This is a genomic window from Shewanella sp. 10N.261.52.F9, from assembly GCF_041471165.1.
Lineage (GTDB): Bacteria > Pseudomonadota > Gammaproteobacteria > Enterobacterales > Shewanellaceae > Shewanella > Shewanella marinintestina.
The window spans coordinates 210,269-227,626 of record NZ_JBFRNX010000012.1 but is presented as its reverse complement, the minus strand read 5'-3'; the positions used below and the strand labels follow the sequence as shown (position 1 = coordinate 227,626).

22 protein-coding genes are annotated in these 17,358 nt (G+C 42.3%); 14 read left to right on the top strand and 8 right to left on the bottom strand.

Going from position 1 to position 17,358, the window contains the following annotated elements; translation table 11 throughout:
• Nucleotides 1-4: 4 nt before the first annotated feature.
• Complete coding sequence (gene ltaE / locus AB4298_RS08770; protein ID WP_371986368.1) at nucleotides 5-1,021, bottom strand: low-specificity L-threonine aldolase; 1,017 nt, start codon at nucleotides 1,019-1,021, stop codon at nucleotides 5-7.
• 338 nt (nucleotides 1,022-1,359) lie between these two features.
• On the opposite strand from ltaE, the gene AB4298_RS08765 reads away from it, so the two are divergent.
• The gene (locus AB4298_RS08765; RefSeq protein WP_249000367.1) at nucleotides 1,360-1,998 is read left to right on the top strand and encodes a trimeric intracellular cation channel family protein; all 639 of its coding nucleotides are present in this window, start codon (nucleotides 1,360-1,362) and stop codon (nucleotides 1,996-1,998) included.
• A 72-nt stretch (nucleotides 1,999-2,070) separates the two neighbouring features.
• Here the strand turns inward: AB4298_RS08765 and AB4298_RS08760 are convergent, their stop codons facing one another.
• From AB4298_RS08760 to AB4298_RS08750, 3 genes are all read right to left on the bottom strand, one after another.
• On the bottom strand, nucleotides 2,071-2,895 hold the full coding sequence (locus AB4298_RS08760; protein WP_371986367.1) for a mechanosensitive ion channel family protein: 825 nt from the start codon (nucleotides 2,893-2,895) through the stop codon (nucleotides 2,071-2,073).
• Between the two features lie 31 nt (nucleotides 2,896-2,926).
• Nucleotides 2,927-3,523, bottom strand: a complete 597-nt coding sequence (locus tag AB4298_RS08755) for an OmpA family protein (protein ID WP_371986366.1) — start codon at nucleotides 3,521-3,523, stop codon at nucleotides 2,927-2,929.
• A 401-nt stretch (nucleotides 3,524-3,924) separates the two neighbouring features.
• Nucleotides 3,925-4,359 carry a PACE efflux transporter gene (locus tag AB4298_RS08750; protein WP_249000370.1) on the bottom strand — a complete coding sequence of 145 codons (435 nt, stop codon included), beginning with the start codon at nucleotides 4,357-4,359 and terminating at the stop codon, nucleotides 3,925-3,927.
• An 84-nt stretch (nucleotides 4,360-4,443) separates the two neighbouring features.
• On the opposite strand from AB4298_RS08750, the gene AB4298_RS08745 reads away from it, so the two are divergent.
• Nucleotides 4,444-5,322, top strand: a complete 879-nt coding sequence (locus tag AB4298_RS08745; protein WP_371986365.1) for a LysR family transcriptional regulator — start codon at nucleotides 4,444-4,446, stop codon at nucleotides 5,320-5,322.
• A gap of 54 nt (nucleotides 5,323-5,376) precedes the next feature.
• Nucleotides 5,377-6,207, top strand: a complete 831-nt coding sequence (locus tag AB4298_RS08740) for a leucine-rich repeat domain-containing protein (RefSeq protein ID WP_371986364.1) — start codon at nucleotides 5,377-5,379, stop codon at nucleotides 6,205-6,207.
• 75 nt (nucleotides 6,208-6,282) lie between these two features.
• On the opposite strand, the gene AB4298_RS08735 is transcribed toward AB4298_RS08740, so the two are convergent.
• Nucleotides 6,283-6,846, bottom strand: a complete 564-nt coding sequence (locus AB4298_RS08735; RefSeq protein ID WP_249000373.1) for a DUF4136 domain-containing protein — start codon at nucleotides 6,844-6,846, stop codon at nucleotides 6,283-6,285.
• 127 nt (nucleotides 6,847-6,973) lie between these two features.
• Between AB4298_RS08735 and AB4298_RS08730 the strand changes: the two genes are divergently transcribed.
• From AB4298_RS08730 to ruvX, 4 genes are all read left to right on the top strand, one after another.
• Nucleotides 6,974-7,333 carry a hypothetical protein gene (locus tag AB4298_RS08730; RefSeq protein ID WP_371986363.1) on the top strand — a complete coding sequence of 120 codons (360 nt, stop codon included), beginning with the start codon at nucleotides 6,974-6,976 and terminating at the stop codon, nucleotides 7,331-7,333.
• Nucleotides 7,334-7,470: 137 nt separating this feature from the next.
• Complete coding sequence (gene yciH / locus AB4298_RS08725) at nucleotides 7,471-7,800, top strand: stress response translation initiation inhibitor YciH (protein WP_249000375.1); 330 nt, start codon at nucleotides 7,471-7,473, stop codon at nucleotides 7,798-7,800.
• A 24-nt stretch (nucleotides 7,801-7,824) separates the two neighbouring features.
• On the top strand, nucleotides 7,825-8,385 hold the full coding sequence (locus tag AB4298_RS08720; protein ID WP_249000376.1) for a YqgE/AlgH family protein: 561 nt from the start codon (nucleotides 7,825-7,827) through the stop codon (nucleotides 8,383-8,385).
• Between the two features lie 43 nt (nucleotides 8,386-8,428).
• The gene (gene ruvX, locus AB4298_RS08715; RefSeq protein WP_220781888.1) at nucleotides 8,429-8,854 is read left to right on the top strand and encodes a Holliday junction resolvase RuvX; all 426 of its coding nucleotides are present in this window, start codon (nucleotides 8,429-8,431) and stop codon (nucleotides 8,852-8,854) included.
• 82 nt (nucleotides 8,855-8,936) lie between these two features.
• Here ruvX and hemH read toward each other — a convergent pair whose 3' ends face one another.
• The 3 genes from hemH to AB4298_RS08700 all read right to left on the bottom strand — a co-directional run bounded on the left by hemH (nucleotide 8,937) and on the right by AB4298_RS08700 (nucleotide 12,260).
• Complete coding sequence (hemH, locus tag AB4298_RS08710; protein ID WP_371986361.1) at nucleotides 8,937-9,950, bottom strand: ferrochelatase; 1,014 nt, start codon at nucleotides 9,948-9,950, stop codon at nucleotides 8,937-8,939.
• 143 nt (nucleotides 9,951-10,093) lie between these two features.
• Nucleotides 10,094-11,206 carry a PilT/PilU family type 4a pilus ATPase gene (locus AB4298_RS08705; protein WP_371986360.1) on the bottom strand — a complete coding sequence of 371 codons (1,113 nt, stop codon included), beginning with the start codon at nucleotides 11,204-11,206 and terminating at the stop codon, nucleotides 10,094-10,096.
• Between the two features lie 16 nt (nucleotides 11,207-11,222).
• Nucleotides 11,223-12,260, bottom strand: a complete 1,038-nt coding sequence (locus AB4298_RS08700) for a type IV pilus twitching motility protein PilT (RefSeq protein WP_249000379.1) — start codon at nucleotides 12,258-12,260, stop codon at nucleotides 11,223-11,225.
• Nucleotides 12,261-12,295: 35 nt separating this feature from the next.
• Between AB4298_RS08700 and AB4298_RS08695 the strand changes: the two genes are divergently transcribed.
• From AB4298_RS08695 to hemW, 7 genes are all read left to right on the top strand, one after another.
• Complete coding sequence (locus AB4298_RS08695) at nucleotides 12,296-12,994, top strand: YggS family pyridoxal phosphate-dependent enzyme (RefSeq protein ID WP_371986359.1); 699 nt, start codon at nucleotides 12,296-12,298, stop codon at nucleotides 12,992-12,994.
• Nucleotides 12,995-13,156: 162 nt separating this feature from the next.
• Entirely contained in the window at nucleotides 13,157-13,975 is an 819-nt protein-coding gene (proC, locus tag AB4298_RS08690) for a pyrroline-5-carboxylate reductase (protein ID WP_371986358.1), read from the top strand.
• Between the two features lie 27 nt (nucleotides 13,976-14,002).
• The gene (locus AB4298_RS08685) at nucleotides 14,003-14,551 is read left to right on the top strand and encodes a YggT family protein (protein ID WP_249000382.1); all 549 of its coding nucleotides are present in this window, start codon (nucleotides 14,003-14,005) and stop codon (nucleotides 14,549-14,551) included.
• 14 nt (nucleotides 14,552-14,565) lie between these two features.
• Nucleotides 14,566-14,838, top strand: coding sequence for a DUF167 family protein YggU (gene yggU / locus AB4298_RS08680; protein WP_283107343.1), 273 nt, complete (start codon nucleotides 14,566-14,568; stop codon nucleotides 14,836-14,838).
• Between the two features lie 82 nt (nucleotides 14,839-14,920).
• Nucleotides 14,921-15,355 (top strand): DUF4426 domain-containing protein, encoded by a 435-nt coding sequence (locus tag AB4298_RS08675; protein WP_249000384.1) that lies wholly within the window; start codon nucleotides 14,921-14,923, stop codon nucleotides 15,353-15,355.
• 122 nt (nucleotides 15,356-15,477) lie between these two features.
• On the top strand, nucleotides 15,478-16,077 hold the full coding sequence (rdgB, locus tag AB4298_RS08670; RefSeq protein WP_371986357.1) for an RdgB/HAM1 family non-canonical purine NTP pyrophosphatase: 600 nt from the start codon (nucleotides 15,478-15,480) through the stop codon (nucleotides 16,075-16,077).
• Nucleotides 16,077-17,228 carry a radical SAM family heme chaperone HemW gene (gene hemW / locus AB4298_RS08665; protein ID WP_371986355.1) on the top strand — a complete coding sequence of 384 codons (1,152 nt, stop codon included), beginning with the start codon at nucleotides 16,077-16,079 and terminating at the stop codon, nucleotides 17,226-17,228. Before rdgB ends, hemW begins: the two co-directional genes overlap by 1 nt.
• Nucleotides 17,229-17,358 lie beyond the last annotated feature (130 nt).

The window sequence follows — 17,358 nt, the reverse complement described above, 5'->3', positions numbered from 1 at the left end:
CAAATTAAGCGCGATGCAACAACCCTTTTAATTCAACAATAAAGCGTTCGACGTCAGCTCGTGAAATATCTGCGTGGGTAACCAAGCGGATCTTCTTGCCAGGACTAATTAGAATACCTTTGACTTTTAGATCAACGGCTAGCGCTTTAACATTAATTTCGTCATTGACCTCTGCAAATACCATATTGGTTTGCACTTGTGACATATCAACCGTAAAACCGTCAATCGTTGCAAGTTCACGAGCTAAATAAGCTGCGTTGTCATGATCTTCTGCTAGGCGCTCTACTTGCTCAGTTAATGCTAATGTTGCAGCAGAGGCTAGAATGCCCGCTTGACGCATACCGCCACCAAGCACTTTACGCCAACGACGCGCCTTAGTAATTAAGCGTTCGTCGCCCAATAAAATAGAACCTACTGGTGCACATAAACCTTTTGAAAGGCAAATCGACACTGAATCAAAATACTGAGTAATCTCAGTCATCGCAATGTTTTGTGCAACGGCTGCGTTTGCAACGCGGGCACCATCTAGATGAATTTTCAATCCGCGCTCAAACGCTAAAGCTTGTGCTTGGGCTAAATATTCTTGCGGCACAATTTTACCGCCGATAGTGTTCTCTAAGCTTAATAAACGAGTACGCGCAAAATGAATATCGTCAGGCTTTATCGCGGCTTCAATATCACTAAGTAAAATACTACCGTCAGCTTGGTTAGTTAAAGGCTGTGGTTGAATGCTGCCTAATACAGCCGCTCCGCCGCCTTCAAACTTATAGTTATGAGATTGCTGACCACATATGTACTCATCGCCACGTTCACAATGGCCCATTAATGCCAGTAAGTTTGCCTGCGTACCTGATGAGGTGAATAGCGCATTATCATAGCCAAACATCTCTGCGGCCATATCTTCAAGGTAGTTAACACTTGGATCATCGCCATAAACATCATCCCCAACTTCAGCCTGACCAATTGCGGTGCGCATAGCAGCCGTAGGCTTAGTGACCGTATCACTGCGAAAATCAATCATTGTTAACCTCAAAGTATCTTGATCTAGAATGTAAATAAACAGCCTAATACTACTGCTAGGTGCAGGCAATCGCCAGCAAAAAACCAAAGTTTACAAACCGCAACAAATGCCTAGTTTGCAGTATATCTTTCAAATTCAAAGCAAATTACTATAAGTTAGATATAAAGAAATCATAAATCTAATCAAATTATTAACAAAGCCCTTTAAATATGTAGACCCAAGTCACACTCAACAATAAAAGCATTAGAAAATATAATGCAAGAATACAGCTTTTATCATTGTATTTAAGCCGTAAAAAGAGGCAAAATCGTCTCCCTTTTATTTAGCTAGTGCAAAAAATGTTAGAAGTTAAAGTTATCAGCTTTTTATGGCTCGTCGGTATTCTTGCTGAAGCAATGACTGGCGCACTGGCTGCAGGTAAAAAACAGATGGACCTTTTCGGTGTCGTCATCATTGGTTGTGTTACTGCTATTGGCGGCGGCACCTTGCGCGACATTTTACTCGGCAATTACCCATTAATCTGGATCGAAAACGTCCACTATCTGATTGCTATCGCTGCTGCCTCATTACTCACGGTAATGATTGCACCTTTGATGCGTCATTTATCGAAATTGTTTTTAGCCATCGATGCTGTCGGATTAGCTGTTTTTTCAATTATCGGCGCGCAGAAAACCTTATTGCTCGGCTTTAGCCCTGAAATAGCTATTGTAATGGGAGTCGTTACCGGGGTTTTTGGTGGGGTGATCAGAGATATTCTGTGTAACCAAGTACCGCTAATTTTCAAAAAAGAGCTTTACGCATTAGTGGCGCTATTAACTGCTGGCGCCTATGTCGCAATGAAGCTATATGGGGTACCTGAGTGGATTAACTTATCAATATCTCTGGTATTTGGCTTTAGCTTCAGAATGCTGGCTATCCATTATAAATGGTCAATGCCAAAGTTTGATTATCAGTATCAATCAGACAACGCGCATTAAGATAGAGAATATCTACACACAATAAAAAGGTCGGCTTACGCCGACCTTTTTTGTAGCCATCACTTTAATCAATTAAGCCGCTGGCGTTTCTTTTACATACAGATCCATTTGTGGATATGGAATGCCAATACCCGCTTCATCTAATGCAACTTTAATCTGCTCTAGAATTTCAAAATGTGCTGGCCAGTAGTCAGAGCCTTTTACCCAAGGACGAACCACAAAGTTAACTGATGAATCAGCAAGCTCAGCAACAGCAACGGTATATGCAGGATCTTTCAATACATACTGGCTGTTTTCAAGAATGCTAGTTAACACCTTTTTGGTTTCAGCCAAGTTCGCATCATAAGACACACCAATAACAAGATCTAAACGACGTGTTTCCATCGCAGAGTAATTAATAATCGTGCCATCCATCATTGCTGAGTTTGGTGCAATAATCACTTTATTATCAGGAGTAAGCAGCTTAGTAGAGAAGATAGTGATTTCATCTACTGTACCGGCAATGCCTGCCGCTTCAACGTAATCACCAACACGGCATGGTCTAAATAGCACCATTAATACACCCGCAGCAAAGTTTGATAGCGACCCTTGAAGCGCTAGGCCTACCGCTAAACCGGCGGCACCAATCACAGCAACTAACGACGCTGTCTGTACACCGATTTGCCCTAGAGTGGCGACAATCGTGAACACAAACACCAATGCCCAAGCCATATTGGCAACAAACGATACAACAGTGTTGTCGACTTTACGCTTTTTCAGCAACTTAGTAGTGAGGTTTTTAGCGACATTCGATAAGAATTTACCGATGATAAAAATAACAATGGCAAATAGGATCTTCATGCCATAAGTAACAATCAACTCTGGCGCTTGGTCCATTAAACCTTGCAAGTTATCCATGTATATACTCCCTTAAATTATAAAAATATAGCTATTGAACAATAACAATAAACTCAACTCGGCGATTTAATTTACGCCCATAGTCGGTTTGATTACTGGCAATTGGGTGATGACTTCCCATGCCTTTAATCTGAAATCGGTTTTCTGCGAAGCCAAATTGCTCCACTAATATATTTTTGACTTGCTCTGCTCTTGCCAGCGATAACGGCTGGTTAACACTATCTTTGCCCACCGAGTCGGTATGACCAACCAAAGCTAACGGCACTCGGGTTGCGCTCAACCAGCGGCTTAAGTTTTGAAAAGCACCTTGTTGCGACATCGAAACTTGTGACTTAGCAAATTCAAACCTAACTGCAATAGATGACGCCTGATTACATGAGCTTGGATATAATTGCCCTACATCGGTGATAAAGCACAATGTAGGCATTATATTTAGCTGTTGTATTTGCTGCGTATTCGCTTGTAAAACACTGCAACCTCTGGCATCGACACGTTGCAAAGCGACAGTGCTGGCACAGGCATCTTTAAGATCTGGCACTCCATCAAGATCTTCATCTTGCCACTGCCTTGCCGATAAGTTGCTGGTAAACAAAAATGCTGCAATCCAAATAAACAATATTGCTTTCATCGCCCTCACCTATTAAGCCGTCAATACCAGGATTTATTTAACCAAGGCGCTATGCTCAACACTCAAGACGACCTAAGCAGCTAAAATCCAATTCAGCAGCCAAATGTCAGCCGATAACATTTTACCCCCAATAAACACAAAAACACAGTCAAATAATTAACTTATGCATTACAAGCATAGTTAATATCTGGTATTTTTCGATATTTAATCCACAGCCTAAAAGAGCCTTGGCACTGAGTCAGTAAATCCTGCAATGAGATGTGGACTGAAACGTAATTTGAATTTCCATGAAGGTTTAGTCGTTGAATGATTAACAACCAGAAGAGTCACACAAAAAAACCGCCAACTTAAAAAGTTGACGGTAAAGGGTTAGCAGATGAAATAGTATCTATTGCTATAAATCATAGAGGCGCTGTTTTTTCAGCTTGTTTTAGCTTCAACTTGATGCGCACGTTGTCGTAGCACCAATTAAATGCCACGGCATAAAAAAAGAAGAATATTAAAAACGCAGCTTCTAACGCTAAAGACTGCAACAGAGTAATCCCTAAAAACCATGCCACGACTGGCACTGTAATAAAGATAATCCCGCCCTCAAAACCTAAGGTATGACCAATTCGAGTCATTAAACTACGGCTTACTCGATCAGCACCAAACTGCTTATCAAACCAGATGTTATAAAAGTAATTCCACACCACGGTGTAAAGGCTAAGGCCTACCCCTACAGCTAGCATCGAGCTAGCGTCCTTACCAGAAAACAATGCCGCTGCTGGAACGATGATCGCTAATGCTATCGCTTCAAAAAGAACGGCGTGAATAACTCTATCTTTAAATGTCATAACAAGGTGCTCTACAGTTAAGTTGCAGTCATTATCATCTTTAATTACGATAGGTAAAAATTACATACCATCACCTTTACTGATATGTTATCTATTGAACAACTTTATTCATTCGTCACTACCGTTGAAACAGGCTCGTTTTCTGCAGCAGCGAGAAAACTCGGAAAAGTGCAATCGGCCATAAGCCAGAACATAATCAATCTAGAGGTCGATACTAATCAAACTTTGTTTGATAGAAGCAGCCGTTACCCCACTCTCACTAAAGCTGGAAAGCAATTGCTACCGCAAGCAAAAGCCGTCATCGCCCAACACCAACGGCTTAACTTGCAAGTTCAGGCGCTAGATAAACAAGACGATTTGAAACTGACACTGGCCGTCGATGAGGGGATCCCCTATGATAAATTTACCGCTTTACTTAAAAACCTTTCAAAGCTCTACCCTCTATGTGAGCTCGAACTCCTTTGCGCATCTAGCCTAGATATTATTCACTTAGTGGATAGTAAGCGCGCTAACCTTGGCATTGTATTTAGTGAGTTAACCTACCCAGAAGCAATAGACTTTGAATCTTTAGGCGCCGTCCAGTTTGAGCTATTAGTTAGCCCAAGCCATCCTCTTGCTCAAGAAAACTCATCGCATATTGATGTGCTTAAGTTGCATCGTCAGCTCTTAATCGGCGCTAAAGAGGACCGCAAAGGCTGGTTTAGCACCCCGCACTCACCAGATGTGTGGCATGCCGACAACTACTATATGTTGCTGGAGCTAACCAAAGCAGGCTTTGGCTGGGCCTTATTACCACAACACCTTTGTGAAGAAGCCATAGCGGCTCAACAACTTTGCAAACTTAAGATTGATTTTGAACAGTTAGGTTGGCAAGCTAACGTCGATGTTATTCAACATAAAAGCCGATCAGAAAATGAGTTTAATAAACAAGTTAGAGCTTTAATGCGTGGCTTACTTAACTAGCAAAACCTTGCTGCACCATGTTGTTTATTTAATAAAGCACCATAAAGGAAGCCAATGGAAATAAATACAGCCGAAGCCTTAGCGGCACTGCTCACCAATGAGCAGCAATGTAAAACGCTAATCGAGCTTAAATTAACAGGCCGAGAAATTAAGCTCTTGCCCCCAGAAATCGCTCAGCTAACCTCACTGGAAATATTGCATTTATCCGGCACAGAGGTCATTGAGTTACCTAAAGAGCTAGGCCAGTTAACAAAGCTAAAAGAACTGGAATTAGACATGTCAGGGACTGAGCGACTACCAGCAGAGATCGGCAACCTAGTCTCTTTAGAAGCGCTTAAAATCGCATATCCAGCAATGACGACACTACCAAGTCAAATTACTGATTTGCCTAATTTAAAAGAATTAGATTTTATCTGTTGCGAAAAGGATGCTTTACCAGAGCAGATTTGGGGGATTACATCACTTGAAAAGTTAGATCTCTCTAGCGTATGTGACGATATCGAAGAGTTATCTGCAGAGATAGGTAATTTAATCCATTTAAAAGAATTAATCCTAAATGGTTGTTGTTTAGTGGCGCTACCTAAAGAGATAGGCAAGCTCACATCACTAGAAAAGTTAGATTTATCTGATAATGTCTGCCTAAACAATTTACCCGCAGAAATTGGCAATTTAGCGCAACTAAAAGAGCTTAATCTATATTGCAGTGAGATTGAGATATTACCTAAAGAGATCGGCAAACTCACTAACCTAGTAAAGCTAGATTTAAGCTATTCCTTGCTAACTGAGCTGCCTAATGAAATAGAAAACTTAACCGCGTTACAGTCTCTAGGTCTTAGGAATTTACAATTAACCAGCGTACCAGAGTCACTGGCTCATTTAGCCTAGTAGTCGGAGATTCGAGACCAACATTCGAGACAAAAAAAACGGCCTTTTGGCCGTTTTTATTCAAACACTTAAAAGCTACTTAGCTTCAGGTTTTGGCGGATAATTTAACAGTAACGCGCCAATCGCTTCGTTAACCACTTCAACGCGCTCTTCTGGTGTATCCTTGTCACGCATAGTGTCTGCAACAGAACCTCTCCAGATTAACTTACCGGTTTCAGCATTAACTAAGTCAAGAATTAAGGTACCCACTTCATATTCACGTACAGTGGTTTGTGTATGACCTACACCGCCACCCCAGCCCCAACCTGGACCGTAATAAGGGTTATAACCGTAATTTGTGTTGAAGGTATCAACATTAATTTTCTTGTCGACTTTAGTTAAGTAGTTAACTAATACATCAGCAGTTTCGGCGTCGCTTGGCGTTAAGCCTTTAAGCTGTAGCTGATCATCAACGGCTTTGCGCACGCGTTGATCCATTAATCCATCTAGATGATACGTTGCATCTGCAGTTTTCTTTTCGACCCAAGCGTAGGTTTTCACTTCTTTAAAGTTTACCCCTGGATCATAATCTGAGCTTGTTTTAAGTGAACTACATGCACTTAGGGCTAGCGCAGTAATAATGACCAATAACTTTTTCATGTTTTCTCCAACAATAATCTTACAGATATTAACCGCTTAATAATTAGCTTACAGAGCAATGTCTTAATCTACAACTCAATTTTAGTAATTCACCCACTTGTTAAGCTTGACTTAAGAACGCCACTTAATGATAATGATTATCAATTACCTTGTTGAGTATATCATTATGTTTTGGTTTATCGCAGCGTTTGCTATCGCCAGTGTCGTCTTTATTATCACGCCGGAAAAAGTGTCTAGCCATTCTGACACCCAGCCTTCTTCAGTCGATAAACTTACAAAACACTCTTTAGTTATCTTACCAATACTTGTGCTTAGCTGGCTGGTTATCGCTATTGCCAGTGCACCAGTGACTCATTTTGCCGGCACCGCAATTGGTTTTGTTTTAACCTCATGTGCCATCGCCTTACCAAGTACCCACAAATACATCGCTTTGTTGGCAACACTGACTTTTGCATCGTTACTGATTGAACTTGCGCTATACCTTTAAAACTCAAACGCTGTTAGGTGGCTCGACATCCTAGCAGCGTTAATATCATCAGAATCAGTTCCTCCAAGCCTAAACCTCTCCCGAAAGCCAAGTAACTTTGCTAAACTGGCGCTATCAGTTCATCAACGACCATATATATGAAATCCGATCCAAACGTATCTTTAGTCTATAGCACCGATGGCGGCAGAATTGCGCCTGAAAAACAAACCCAATCGGCACCTGAAGGCGACGGTATTGTAAGAATTCATAAAGACAGTAAGGGTCGCAAAGGCAAGGGTGTTTCTGTCATTAAAGGCTTGGCGCTTCCTGAAAAAGAGTTAAAAGCATTAGCCCAGAAACTAAAGAAACAATGTGGTTGTGGCGGTACAGTTAAAGAGTTCAACATTGAAGTACAAACTGACAATAGAGAGCAAATCAAGACTTTGCTAGAAAAGCTCAATTACACCGTTAAATTAGCCGGTGGTTAACAGCAAGCTGATATGGAAAAGTCTATGGACAGTTTACAGAACCACTTTTTAATTGCGATGCCCTCTTTGCAGGACACCTATTTTGAACGTTCACTGATCTACATCTGTGAGCATGACGAAAAAGGTGCCATGGGAATTGTCGTCAATAAGCCGAGCGGTATCATCGTCGATGAACTTCTCGATCAAATGGAGCTAAATGAAGAGCCAACGCCAGTAACTGGCATCGAAGGTGAAGTACTCCTTGGTGGCCCAGTAAATCCTGAGCGAGGTTTTGTGCTACATACAAGCCAAGACGGTTGGAATAATAGCGACGAGATTACCAATGGGATCATGCTGACGACATCGCAAGATGTATTGACCTGTTTAGGCTCGAATAAAGCCCCTGAAAAGTTTCTTATTGCCTTAGGGTACGCAGGTTGGACACGTGGTCAGCTTGAGCAAGAAATTATTGAAAATACTTGGCTATCAATCCCCGCCACTCCAGAGTTATTGTTCGATGTAGAACATGAGCAACGCTGGCAACAAGCCACTGAATCATTAGGCTTTGATATCTGGCAGCTCTCCAACCTTGCAGGGCATGCGTAATAACGCCAATTCAAGATAGATTATTAGATAGGAACAAACTTAAATGGGCGATAAAAGCGTCTTAGGATTTGATTACGGTACTAAAAGTATTGGTATTGCGATTGGACAAGAGCTCACTGCTAGCGCAAGACCACTATTATCAATTAAAGCTGTAGATGGGATCCCTAAATGGGAAGAGATTGGCGCATTGATTGAAGAGTGGAAACCAGATCTCGTTGTTGTAGGCTTACCACTCAATATGGATGGCACTGAGCAAGAGATGACCCAAAGAGCGCGCAAGTTTGCCAACCGCTTAAGTGGTCGCTTTGGCGTAAAGGTTGCTACCCAAGATGAACGTCTAACCACTGCAGATGCCAAAGCACGACTGTTTGAAATGGGCGGTTATAAAGCGCTAACCAAAGGCCAAGTTGATGCTATGTCAGCAGTATTAATTGTTGAAAGTTATTTTGAGAATCAATACGGCGAGTAAAAGCTAGCAGTAAAAAGATTGGCTCAATATAAAAAAGGGAGGCTTAGCCTCCCTTTTACTTTTATCTATGGAGATAAAAAACTTAAATGTGCGGCTTAACAATATTGGCCATCATCTTAATGTGTGCATCATCATCGTTCAGTGCGGCAATATAACGATAGTTTTCACCGCCCGCCTGTTCAAAAATCTCACGGTTTTCACCGGCAATCTCTTCCAGCGTTTCTAGGCAATCTGCACTAAATGCCGGGCAGACAACCGCAATATCTTTAACCCCTTGCCCAGGTAATGACTCCATCGTTGCATCTGTGTATGGCGTTAACCATTTGGCTTTACCAAAACGCGACTGGAAAGTTGTGATGTAGTCATCGTCAGCCAATCCCAGCTTTGCAACCACCAACTTTGTAGTTTTCATACAGAAACAATAATAAGGATCGCCCAAATGCAAATTACGCTCAGGCATACCGTGGTAGGACAATACCAGTTTTTGCGGCTTGCCATTGGTCTCAAAGTCTTTAGCAATCGAAGCGGCTAATGCATCGATAAAGTCAGGGTGATCATGATAGGTATTAATAAAGTGCAGCGCTGGCAGATAGCGCCAACTAGTCAACTCTTTTGCTATCGCATCAAATGCCGATGCCGTTGTCGGCGCAGCATATTGTGGATATAACGGGAGTACCACCATTTTATCAACGCCTTGCTGATGCATTCTTTTAAGCGTTGATGCCACAGATGGCTCACCGTAGCGCATACAAAACTCTACTGATACGTCTTCACCAACTTGCTCAAAATAGCTTGCTAACTTTTGTGTCTGCCGACGGGTAATATCCATAAGTGGCGAGCCTTGCTCGGTCCACACTTGCTTATAGAGCGCCGCAGACTTTGCTGGGCGCACACGCAAAATAATCCCGTGCAAAATACACATCCACACTAGCTTCGGGATCTCAACCACACGGGGATCGGCCAAAAACTCCGCTAAATACCGCCTAACCGATGACGCTGTAGGTTCATCTGGCGTGCCTAAATTCATCAGTAGCACACCGGTTTTGCCACGCTTTTTATGTCCGACCTCTTTGGTCAACCCAGAATACTTAGCCAAGGTAACTCCCTAAACTTAAAAATGTTATGTGCTGATACGTTGAAAATAACTTAAAGATCAACAGCAACAAAAAACTGGCAATAAAATATTGCCAGTTTGTGCTTAATTTAACTCTGAATAATCAAACCAATCACTCAAGCGTATTAATCTAAATTAAGTGTTACACCATCCATCGAGCTGCTACTTGTTGGATCTGAGCTCTGCAACTTGATCATCAAACGTAAATCGTTTGGCGAGTCAGCATGGTGCAGCGCATCGGCGTAACTAATTTCTCCATCGGTATAAAGCTTTAATAATGCTTGGTCAAAAGTCTGCATGCCTTGTTCATTAGATTTAGACATCGTCTCTTTCAATGAGTGCAGCTCATTCTTAGCTATCAAGCTCGCCACGCGTGGAGTGTTAATTAGTACCTCAATTGCCGCGCGTCTGCCAGTACCATCACTTTTAGGCACCAGTTGCTGAGCCACAATACCGCGCAAGTTTAACGATAAATCAAACAACAACTGATGATGCTTACTTTCTGGCACTAAGTGCATAATACGGTCGAGCGCTTGGTTGGCATTATTGGCATGTAATGTTGCCATACAGAGGTGACCCGTCTCAGCAAAAGACAGTGCAAACTCCATGGTCTCTTGGCTACGAATTTCACCAATCAAAATCACATCTGGCGCTTGACGCAAAGAGCTCTTAAGCGCTGCATCGAATGACTCAGTATCAATGCCAACTTCGCGCTGGGTGATAATGCTCTGCCTATGGTCATGCACAAATTCCACAGGATCTTCAATAGTCAAAATGTGTCCGCGGGCATGGTTATTACGGTAACCCACTAGTGCAGCGAGTGACGTTGACTTACCTGTACCTGTGCCACCTACCATGATCACCAAACCACGTTTGCTCATTACCAAATCTTTCAAAATTGGTGGCAACATTAAGTCATCAACATCGGGGATTTGGGTTTCAATTCGGCGCATTACACAGCCGGGTGATTCACGCTGCCAAAATGCACTGACACGAAAACGACCAAAATCTTTCGCAGAGAAGGCAAAGTTACATTCTCGCGACTCGTGAAACTCCTGCTTTTGCACATCAGTCATTAATGACTCTACAAAGTCTAGAGACTGCGCCGGTGTAAACGGGCTTTCACCCAATTGACGTAATTCACCATCGATTTTAGCGCTCGGTGGAAATCCCGCAGTAATGAACAAATCTGAAGCTTTACGCTCAATCATCACTTTTAGAAAAGGACGAACATCCATAGATTAACTATCCCTATTAAAAGTTAGCTTGTTTATTAGAGCTTTTTGCTAAGGCATCTTCACGAGTAATTTGGCCTCGATTAACCAAGTTTTGTAAACATTGATCGAGCGTCTGCATACCGTGAGCCATACCCGTTTGAATCGCAGAGTACATCTGCGCCACTTTATCTTCACGAATAAGGTTACGAATAGCTGGTGTACCCATCATAATTTCATGGGCGGCAACTCGACCACCACCGACTTTTTTGATCAGTGTTTGTGAAATGACTGCCTGTAAAGATTCTGACAACATAGTACGCACCATGCCTTTTTCACCTTCAGGGAAAACATCGACCACACGGTCAATAGTTTTAGCTGCTGAGGTGGTGTGCAAAGTACCAAACACTAAGTGACCAGTTTCAGCCGCCGTCATTGCTAAGCGAATGGTTTCAAGATCTCGCATCTCACCAACTAAGATGACATCCGGATCTTCACGAAGTGCACTACGAAGTGCTGCATTAAAACTATGAGTATGGCGATGTACTTCACGCTGGTTAATCAAGCATTGCTTGTTTTGATGTACAAATTCTATCGGATCTTCAATCGTAAGAATGTGGTCATGGCGGTTTTCGTTCACGTAATCAATCATCGCCGCCAAAGTGGTACTTTTACCTGAACCGGTTGGGCCAGTAACTAATACTAAACCGCGCGGGAAACTAGAGATCTTTTTGAAGATTTCAGGCGCGCCTAATTGCTCCAAACTTAAAATATCGCTCGGGATGGTACGAAATACAGCTGCAGCACCGCGAGACTGATTAAAAGCATTAACACGAAAACGCGCTAAACCCGGTACTTCAAAAGAAAAATCTATTTCTAAATGTTCTTCATAGTCCTTACGTTGCTTATCATTCATGATGTCATAGACGAGACTATGTACACCTTGATGATCTAAAGCTGGTAGATTTATCTTTCTCACTTCACCATCAACACGGATCATGGGAGAAACACCTGCAGAAAGGTGTAGATCTGACGCATTGTGTTTTACACTAAAGGCAAGTAACTCTGTGATTTCCATAGTTTGGGATATCCATTCAACCAAAAACTTACAAGATGACAACAATAACAGACAGACTCGCAATCGCCCAGCATCGAATCAGCCTAGCAGCGCAAAATGCCTCTCGTCGGGCAGAAGATATACAACTTTTAGCGGTTAGCAAAACCAAGCCTAATGAATACATCATTGAAGCCTATCAAGCGGGTCAACGCCGCTTCGGTGAAAACTATGTACAAGAAGGCGAAATGAAGATTAATTCACTTAGCCAAGAGTACCCAGATATTGAATGGCATTTTATCGGTCCTTTACAATCAAATAAGACCAAAGTGGTCGCTAGCCTCTTTGATTGGATGCATACAGTTGACCGTGAAAAAGTGGCTAAGCGCTTAAGTGAACAACGCCCTGACAATATGCCGCCGCTGAATATCTGTATTCAAGTCAATATTAGTAATGAACCGAGTAAGTCAGGCGTTGCAGCAACTGAAGTGTTAGCAATGGCTAATAGCTTAGCAGTGCTACCTAATTTGGTATTACGCGGCTTAATGGCAATTCCATCAGCCGATGTTGATGAGCAAACAGCCAGCCAGGAATTAGCGGCACTGCACAACTTATATTTGCAACTTGCACAGCGCTTTGACACTGTCGACACGCTATCTGTCGGTATGAGCAATGACTTAGAACTTGCTGTAGACCATGGCTCAACTATGGTGCGTATTGGTAGTGCCATTTTTGGCGAACGAAATTATACCGTGTAATTTATACACGGAGTAAAAACAGCAATATAAAATGGATTAAAGTCGTATTAACATAAACCGCGGCGTTAGCTATTTTTAACGCTGCTGCTTGTATTTAACGATTCAGCCCAAACATTAATAACTAAAGTAGCTATATACCAACTAAAACAAAAAGAGATCTTCATGACACAACAAAAAGTATGCTTTATTGGCGCAGGTAATATGACCCGCAGTATCGTTAGCGGTCTTGTGAAAAGTGGTTACAACCCAGCCCTTATCGAAGCCACAAACCCAAGCCAACCTAAGCTAGATGCCATGGTCAGTGACTTTGGTATTAATGTGTCTAATGACAACGTTTCTGCTGCTCAAAATGCAGATGTGATTGTGCTAGGCGTAAAACCACACTTTATGGAAGTTGTCGGTGAAGAACTTAGCGGCTTAGATCTATCTAACAAACTGATTATCACCATCGCCGCAGGCGTAACCGCTAAACGTTACAGTGATTTTTTTAAGCAAGAGATCAAACTAATACGCACTATGCCTAATACCCCGACGCAAATAGGTGTAGGCTTAACAGGACTTTATGCTGGCGACGATATATCTGCCGAGCAAAAAGTAATTTGCGAAACCTTGATGGCAACCGGTGGTGAAGTAGTTTGGGTTGAAAAAGAAGCAGACTTAAACCAAGTTATCGCCCTTGCTGGTAGCTCTCCTGCTTATTTCTTCCTATTTTTAGAATCTATGGTGGAAAGTGCGGTCAAAGGTGGTATGTCAGAAGTAGCCGCTAGAGAAATGGCACAACAAGCAGCACTGGGTGCGGCGTTAATGGTTAAACAAAACCCAGATGTAAGCTTGGCGCAACTTAGAGCTAACGTTACGTCTAAAGGCGGCACTACAGCACAAGCAGTCGAGACCTTTGAAAAAGGTGATTTACGAGGCCTAGTCGACAGCGCAATGAGCAATTGCATTGCCCGCGCTGAAGAAATGGCAAAGCAGTACTAATTTAATTTAAACAAGTAGAGTAAATAGATGAATGCATTTAGTTTTCTAATCAGCACAGTATTCGACTTATACCTGATGGTCGTGGTACTGCGTATTTGGCTACAACTCGCTAGAGCCGATTTCTATAATCCATTTAGCCAATTTATTGTTAAAGCGACACACCCAATTGTCGGCCCGATGCGCCGCGTATTGCCCTCATTTGGTAGCTTTGATACAGCATCGTTTGTACTTGCGATTACGGTAGTCGTACTCAAGTTTGTGATCTTAAGCTTGATGGCTGGCGCAGCGATTAACGTGCCAACGTTACTGCTCATCTCACTTGTGTCAGTGATTAAAGAAGCTGGTGTATTACTTTTCTGGATGTTAATTCTACGTGCGATCTTGAGCTGGGTAAGCCAAGGGGGTAATCCAATTGAAATGGTCATGGGTCAATTAACAGAGCCATTACTTGCACCAATTCGCCGCATATTACCACCCATGGGTGGTTTAGATTTATCACTGTTAGTGATGATGATTATCCTAAACTTTTTAAACATTTTGCTCGCACAATACGTTCCATTTTGGGCTAGCGTATAGTGACTCCAGCACAGATGCAGCAGGGAAACCTGCTGCTACAACTTTATATCCAGCCTAAAGCGAGTCGCGATCAGATTGTTGGTCTTCATGGCGAAGAAATCAAAATAGCCATTACCGCTCCCCCCGTTGATGGAAAAGCTAACGCTCACCTCACTAAGTACCTCTCTAAAGCCTTTAAAGTACCTAAAGGGGATATTGAAATCGTTAAAGGTCAAATGGGTCGCCACAAGCAAGTTAGGATTATCGACCCGAAACTTATCCCTGAGGAAGTACAAAACCTATTGTAACCTTGTACTTACCATTACTATGGGGCATTGAGGCCGGTTAAGTTCTATACTGTTATCAAGATATCATTTAAGGAAAGCTAATATGATCCGCTTATTAACCACTATGCTAGTGCTCTGCTTTTGTCTAAGCAGTACCGCATTCGCCGAACAAAAAGAAAAAGTGGGTAATTTCGATATCCACTATGTCGCTCTCAGCAGTACCTTTTTAACTCCCAGTATTGCTAAGTCATACGGGATAAAACGCAGTAGTTACACAGGTATTATTAATATCGCAGTGCTCGATACCAGTGTAGAAGGCAATCCTGCGGTTCCGGTAGAAATTTCGGGGGTTGCCAATAACTTACTCGATGCTCGGATTGATCTGAAATTTAGAGAAATTCGTGAAGGTGATTCCATTTATTATATTGCTGAAGTCCCTTACCGTGACGACCAAGAAATTAACTTTAAAATTGCGGTTAAGTACGATAAAAAGCTCAACACTACGCTAACCTTCAAGCAAAAATTTTACGTAGAATAATTGCCAAATCACTAAAAACAGGGGCCAAGCGCCCCTGTTTTTTATTGCCTTTCTACTATCGAAAAAACCGTATCTCCGCTATTATTGCCGCCATTATTTTATGACTCATCTACGGGCTCCCAATGAATCAAATCGTCCTTGCTAGTGGCAATAAAGGTAAACTAAAAGAATTTTCAGAATTAATGGCAGATTACGGCGTTGAAATCTTGGCTCAAAGCGAGTTAAACGTAGCTGAAGTACCAGAAACCGGTACCACCTTTGTTGAAAATGCCATTATCAAAGCAAGAAACGCAGCTGAGGTGACCGGCCATGCAGCGATTGCCGATGACTCTGGTCTAGAGGTCGATTTCTTACAAGGCGCACCAGGCATTTACTCTGCGCGCTATGCGGGAGAAGGCGCTAACGATGAGCAAAACTATACAAAATTGCTTAATGCACTTGATGGTCAAACACAACGTAATGCACGCTTTCAGTGTGTATTGGTTTACATGCGTCACGCTAAAGATCCAACTCCAATTATCTGCCAAGCTTCTTGGGAAGGTACAATAGGTTTTGCTCCACAAGGCGAAAATGGCCACGGCTACGACCCCATTTTTATCCCTGCGGAGCACGATTGCGCAGCAGCAGATCTAAGTAGTGAAGAAAAAAATAAGCTTAGCCATCGTGGTAAAGCACTTGTGTTGTTAATTGAAGCCATGAAGCAACAAGGTATTTTTAACTAATGCTAACCCTGCCACCGTTAAGCCTATATATTCATATTCCTTGGTGCGTACAAAAATGCCCTTATTGCGACTTTAACTCACATGGTCAACATGGCGAGTTACCACAAACAGAATATGTTGATGCACTGATTAATGATCTCAAACAAGACCTACATTATGTGCAAGGCAGACAGCTTCACACCATTTTTATCGGTGGCGGAACTCCATCCTTATTTGACGCAGGACATATTGGCCGCTTACTGACAGAGGTTGATGCACTTATCCCCTTTAGCGACAATATTGAGATCACCATGGAGGCCAACCCAGGTACGTTAGAGCATGATGATTTTGCAGCTTACAATAAAGCCGGTGTCACTCGTCTTTCTATAGGGGTACAAAGTTTCTCAAGCGATAAGCTCAATTTACTCGGCCGTATTCATGATAAAAATGAAGCACAGGTTGCCGCACAAAAAGCAAAAGTTTCTGGTTACCAAAGCTTCAACTTAGACTTGATGCACGGCTTGCCTGATCAGAGTTTTGACGAAGCATTAGCCGATATTGAAACCGCGGCAGGTTTAGCACCGCCACATCTGTCTTGGTATCAGTTAACGATTGAGCCAAATACCCTGTTTCACTCTAAGCCCCCGCAACTACCAGATGATGAGAATCTATGGCAGATCTATGAACAAGGTCAAAAACGGTTAGCGGCGCTTGGCTACCAGCAGTATGAAATCTCTGCCTATGCCAAAGAAGGCTACCAATGCAGACATAACCTCAACTACTGGCAATTTGGTGATTACTTAGGGATCGGCTGTGGTGCTCACGGCAAAATCACCCAGATTAACAACACTAATGTTAATGACAGCAAGATTGTGCGCACTGTGAAAATTAAGCACCCGAAAGGCTACTTGACCGCAAATGACTACTGCTACGAAACAACTGAAGTCGAGCAAGAAGATAGGCCTTTGGAGTACCTAATGAACCGCCTTCGTTTAATGAGTCCAATTCCAAAGATTGAGTTCGAACAGCGAACAGGTCTTGCAAGAGCGACGATTAGCGAAGGGATTAAGCAAGCCTGCGCAAAAGGCTTAATGACTGACTCAGAAGAACATTGGCAGCTCACTAGCAAAGGTCACTTATTCGTCAATGAGCTGCTGTCACAATTTTTGTAATGTGCATTAATTCATACTAATACGCAAAAAATAAAATAAGCCATTGAATTAAATGGTTAATAATCACCACTCAGCGAATACAGACACATTTGCTAACACTTAGATCAAAAAATTAACCAGCGGCTTCTTT

What these genes read in the sequence shown, in the direction of transcription:
- ruvX (WP_220781888.1), top strand. Translation starts at nt 8,429, where the DNA reads ATGGGCGATAAAAGCGTCTTAGGATTTGATTACGGTACTAAAAGTATT.
- AB4298_RS08735 (WP_249000373.1), bottom strand. Translation starts at nt 6,846, where the DNA reads ATGAAAAAGTTATTGGTCATTATTACTGCGCTAGCCCTAAGTGCATGT.
- AB4298_RS08730 (WP_371986363.1), top strand. Translation starts at nt 6,974, where the DNA reads ATGATAATGATTATCAATTACCTTGTTGAGTATATCATTATGTTTTGG.
- AB4298_RS08695 (WP_371986359.1), top strand. Translation starts at nt 12,296, where the DNA reads ATGACAACAATAACAGACAGACTCGCAATCGCCCAGCATCGAATCAGC.
- AB4298_RS08745 (WP_371986365.1), top strand. Translation starts at nt 4,444, where the DNA reads ATGTTATCTATTGAACAACTTTATTCATTCGTCACTACCGTTGAAACA.
- proC (WP_371986358.1), top strand. Translation starts at nt 13,157, where the DNA reads ATGACACAACAAAAAGTATGCTTTATTGGCGCAGGTAATATGACCCGC.
- hemW (WP_371986355.1), top strand. Translation starts at nt 16,077, where the DNA reads ATGCTAACCCTGCCACCGTTAAGCCTATATATTCATATTCCTTGGTGC.
- AB4298_RS08720 (WP_249000376.1), top strand. Translation starts at nt 7,825, where the DNA reads ATGGACAGTTTACAGAACCACTTTTTAATTGCGATGCCCTCTTTGCAG.
- yggU (WP_283107343.1), top strand. Translation starts at nt 14,566, where the DNA reads ATGCAGCAGGGAAACCTGCTGCTACAACTTTATATCCAGCCTAAAGCG.
- AB4298_RS08750 (WP_249000370.1), bottom strand. Translation starts at nt 4,359, where the DNA reads ATGACATTTAAAGATAGAGTTATTCACGCCGTTCTTTTTGAAGCGATA.
- AB4298_RS08705 (WP_371986360.1), bottom strand. Translation starts at nt 11,206, where the DNA reads ATGGATGTTCGTCCTTTTCTAAAAGTGATGATTGAGCGTAAAGCTTCA.
- AB4298_RS08760 (WP_371986367.1), bottom strand. Translation starts at nt 2,895, where the DNA reads ATGGATAACTTGCAAGGTTTAATGGACCAAGCGCCAGAGTTGATTGTT.
- AB4298_RS08675 (WP_249000384.1), top strand. Translation starts at nt 14,921, where the DNA reads ATGATCCGCTTATTAACCACTATGCTAGTGCTCTGCTTTTGTCTAAGC.
- rdgB (WP_371986357.1), top strand. Translation starts at nt 15,478, where the DNA reads ATGAATCAAATCGTCCTTGCTAGTGGCAATAAAGGTAAACTAAAAGAA.
- AB4298_RS08685 (WP_249000382.1), top strand. Translation starts at nt 14,003, where the DNA reads ATGAATGCATTTAGTTTTCTAATCAGCACAGTATTCGACTTATACCTG.
- ltaE (WP_371986368.1), bottom strand. Translation starts at nt 1,021, where the DNA reads ATGATTGATTTTCGCAGTGATACGGTCACTAAGCCTACGGCTGCTATG.
- AB4298_RS08755 (WP_371986366.1), bottom strand. Translation starts at nt 3,523, where the DNA reads ATGAAAGCAATATTGTTTATTTGGATTGCAGCATTTTTGTTTACCAGC.
- AB4298_RS08765 (WP_249000367.1), top strand. Translation starts at nt 1,360, where the DNA reads ATGTTAGAAGTTAAAGTTATCAGCTTTTTATGGCTCGTCGGTATTCTT.
- yciH (WP_249000375.1), top strand. Translation starts at nt 7,471, where the DNA reads ATGAAATCCGATCCAAACGTATCTTTAGTCTATAGCACCGATGGCGGC.
- AB4298_RS08740 (WP_371986364.1), top strand. Translation starts at nt 5,377, where the DNA reads ATGGAAATAAATACAGCCGAAGCCTTAGCGGCACTGCTCACCAATGAG.
- AB4298_RS08700 (WP_249000379.1), bottom strand. Translation starts at nt 12,260, where the DNA reads ATGGAAATCACAGAGTTACTTGCCTTTAGTGTAAAACACAATGCGTCA.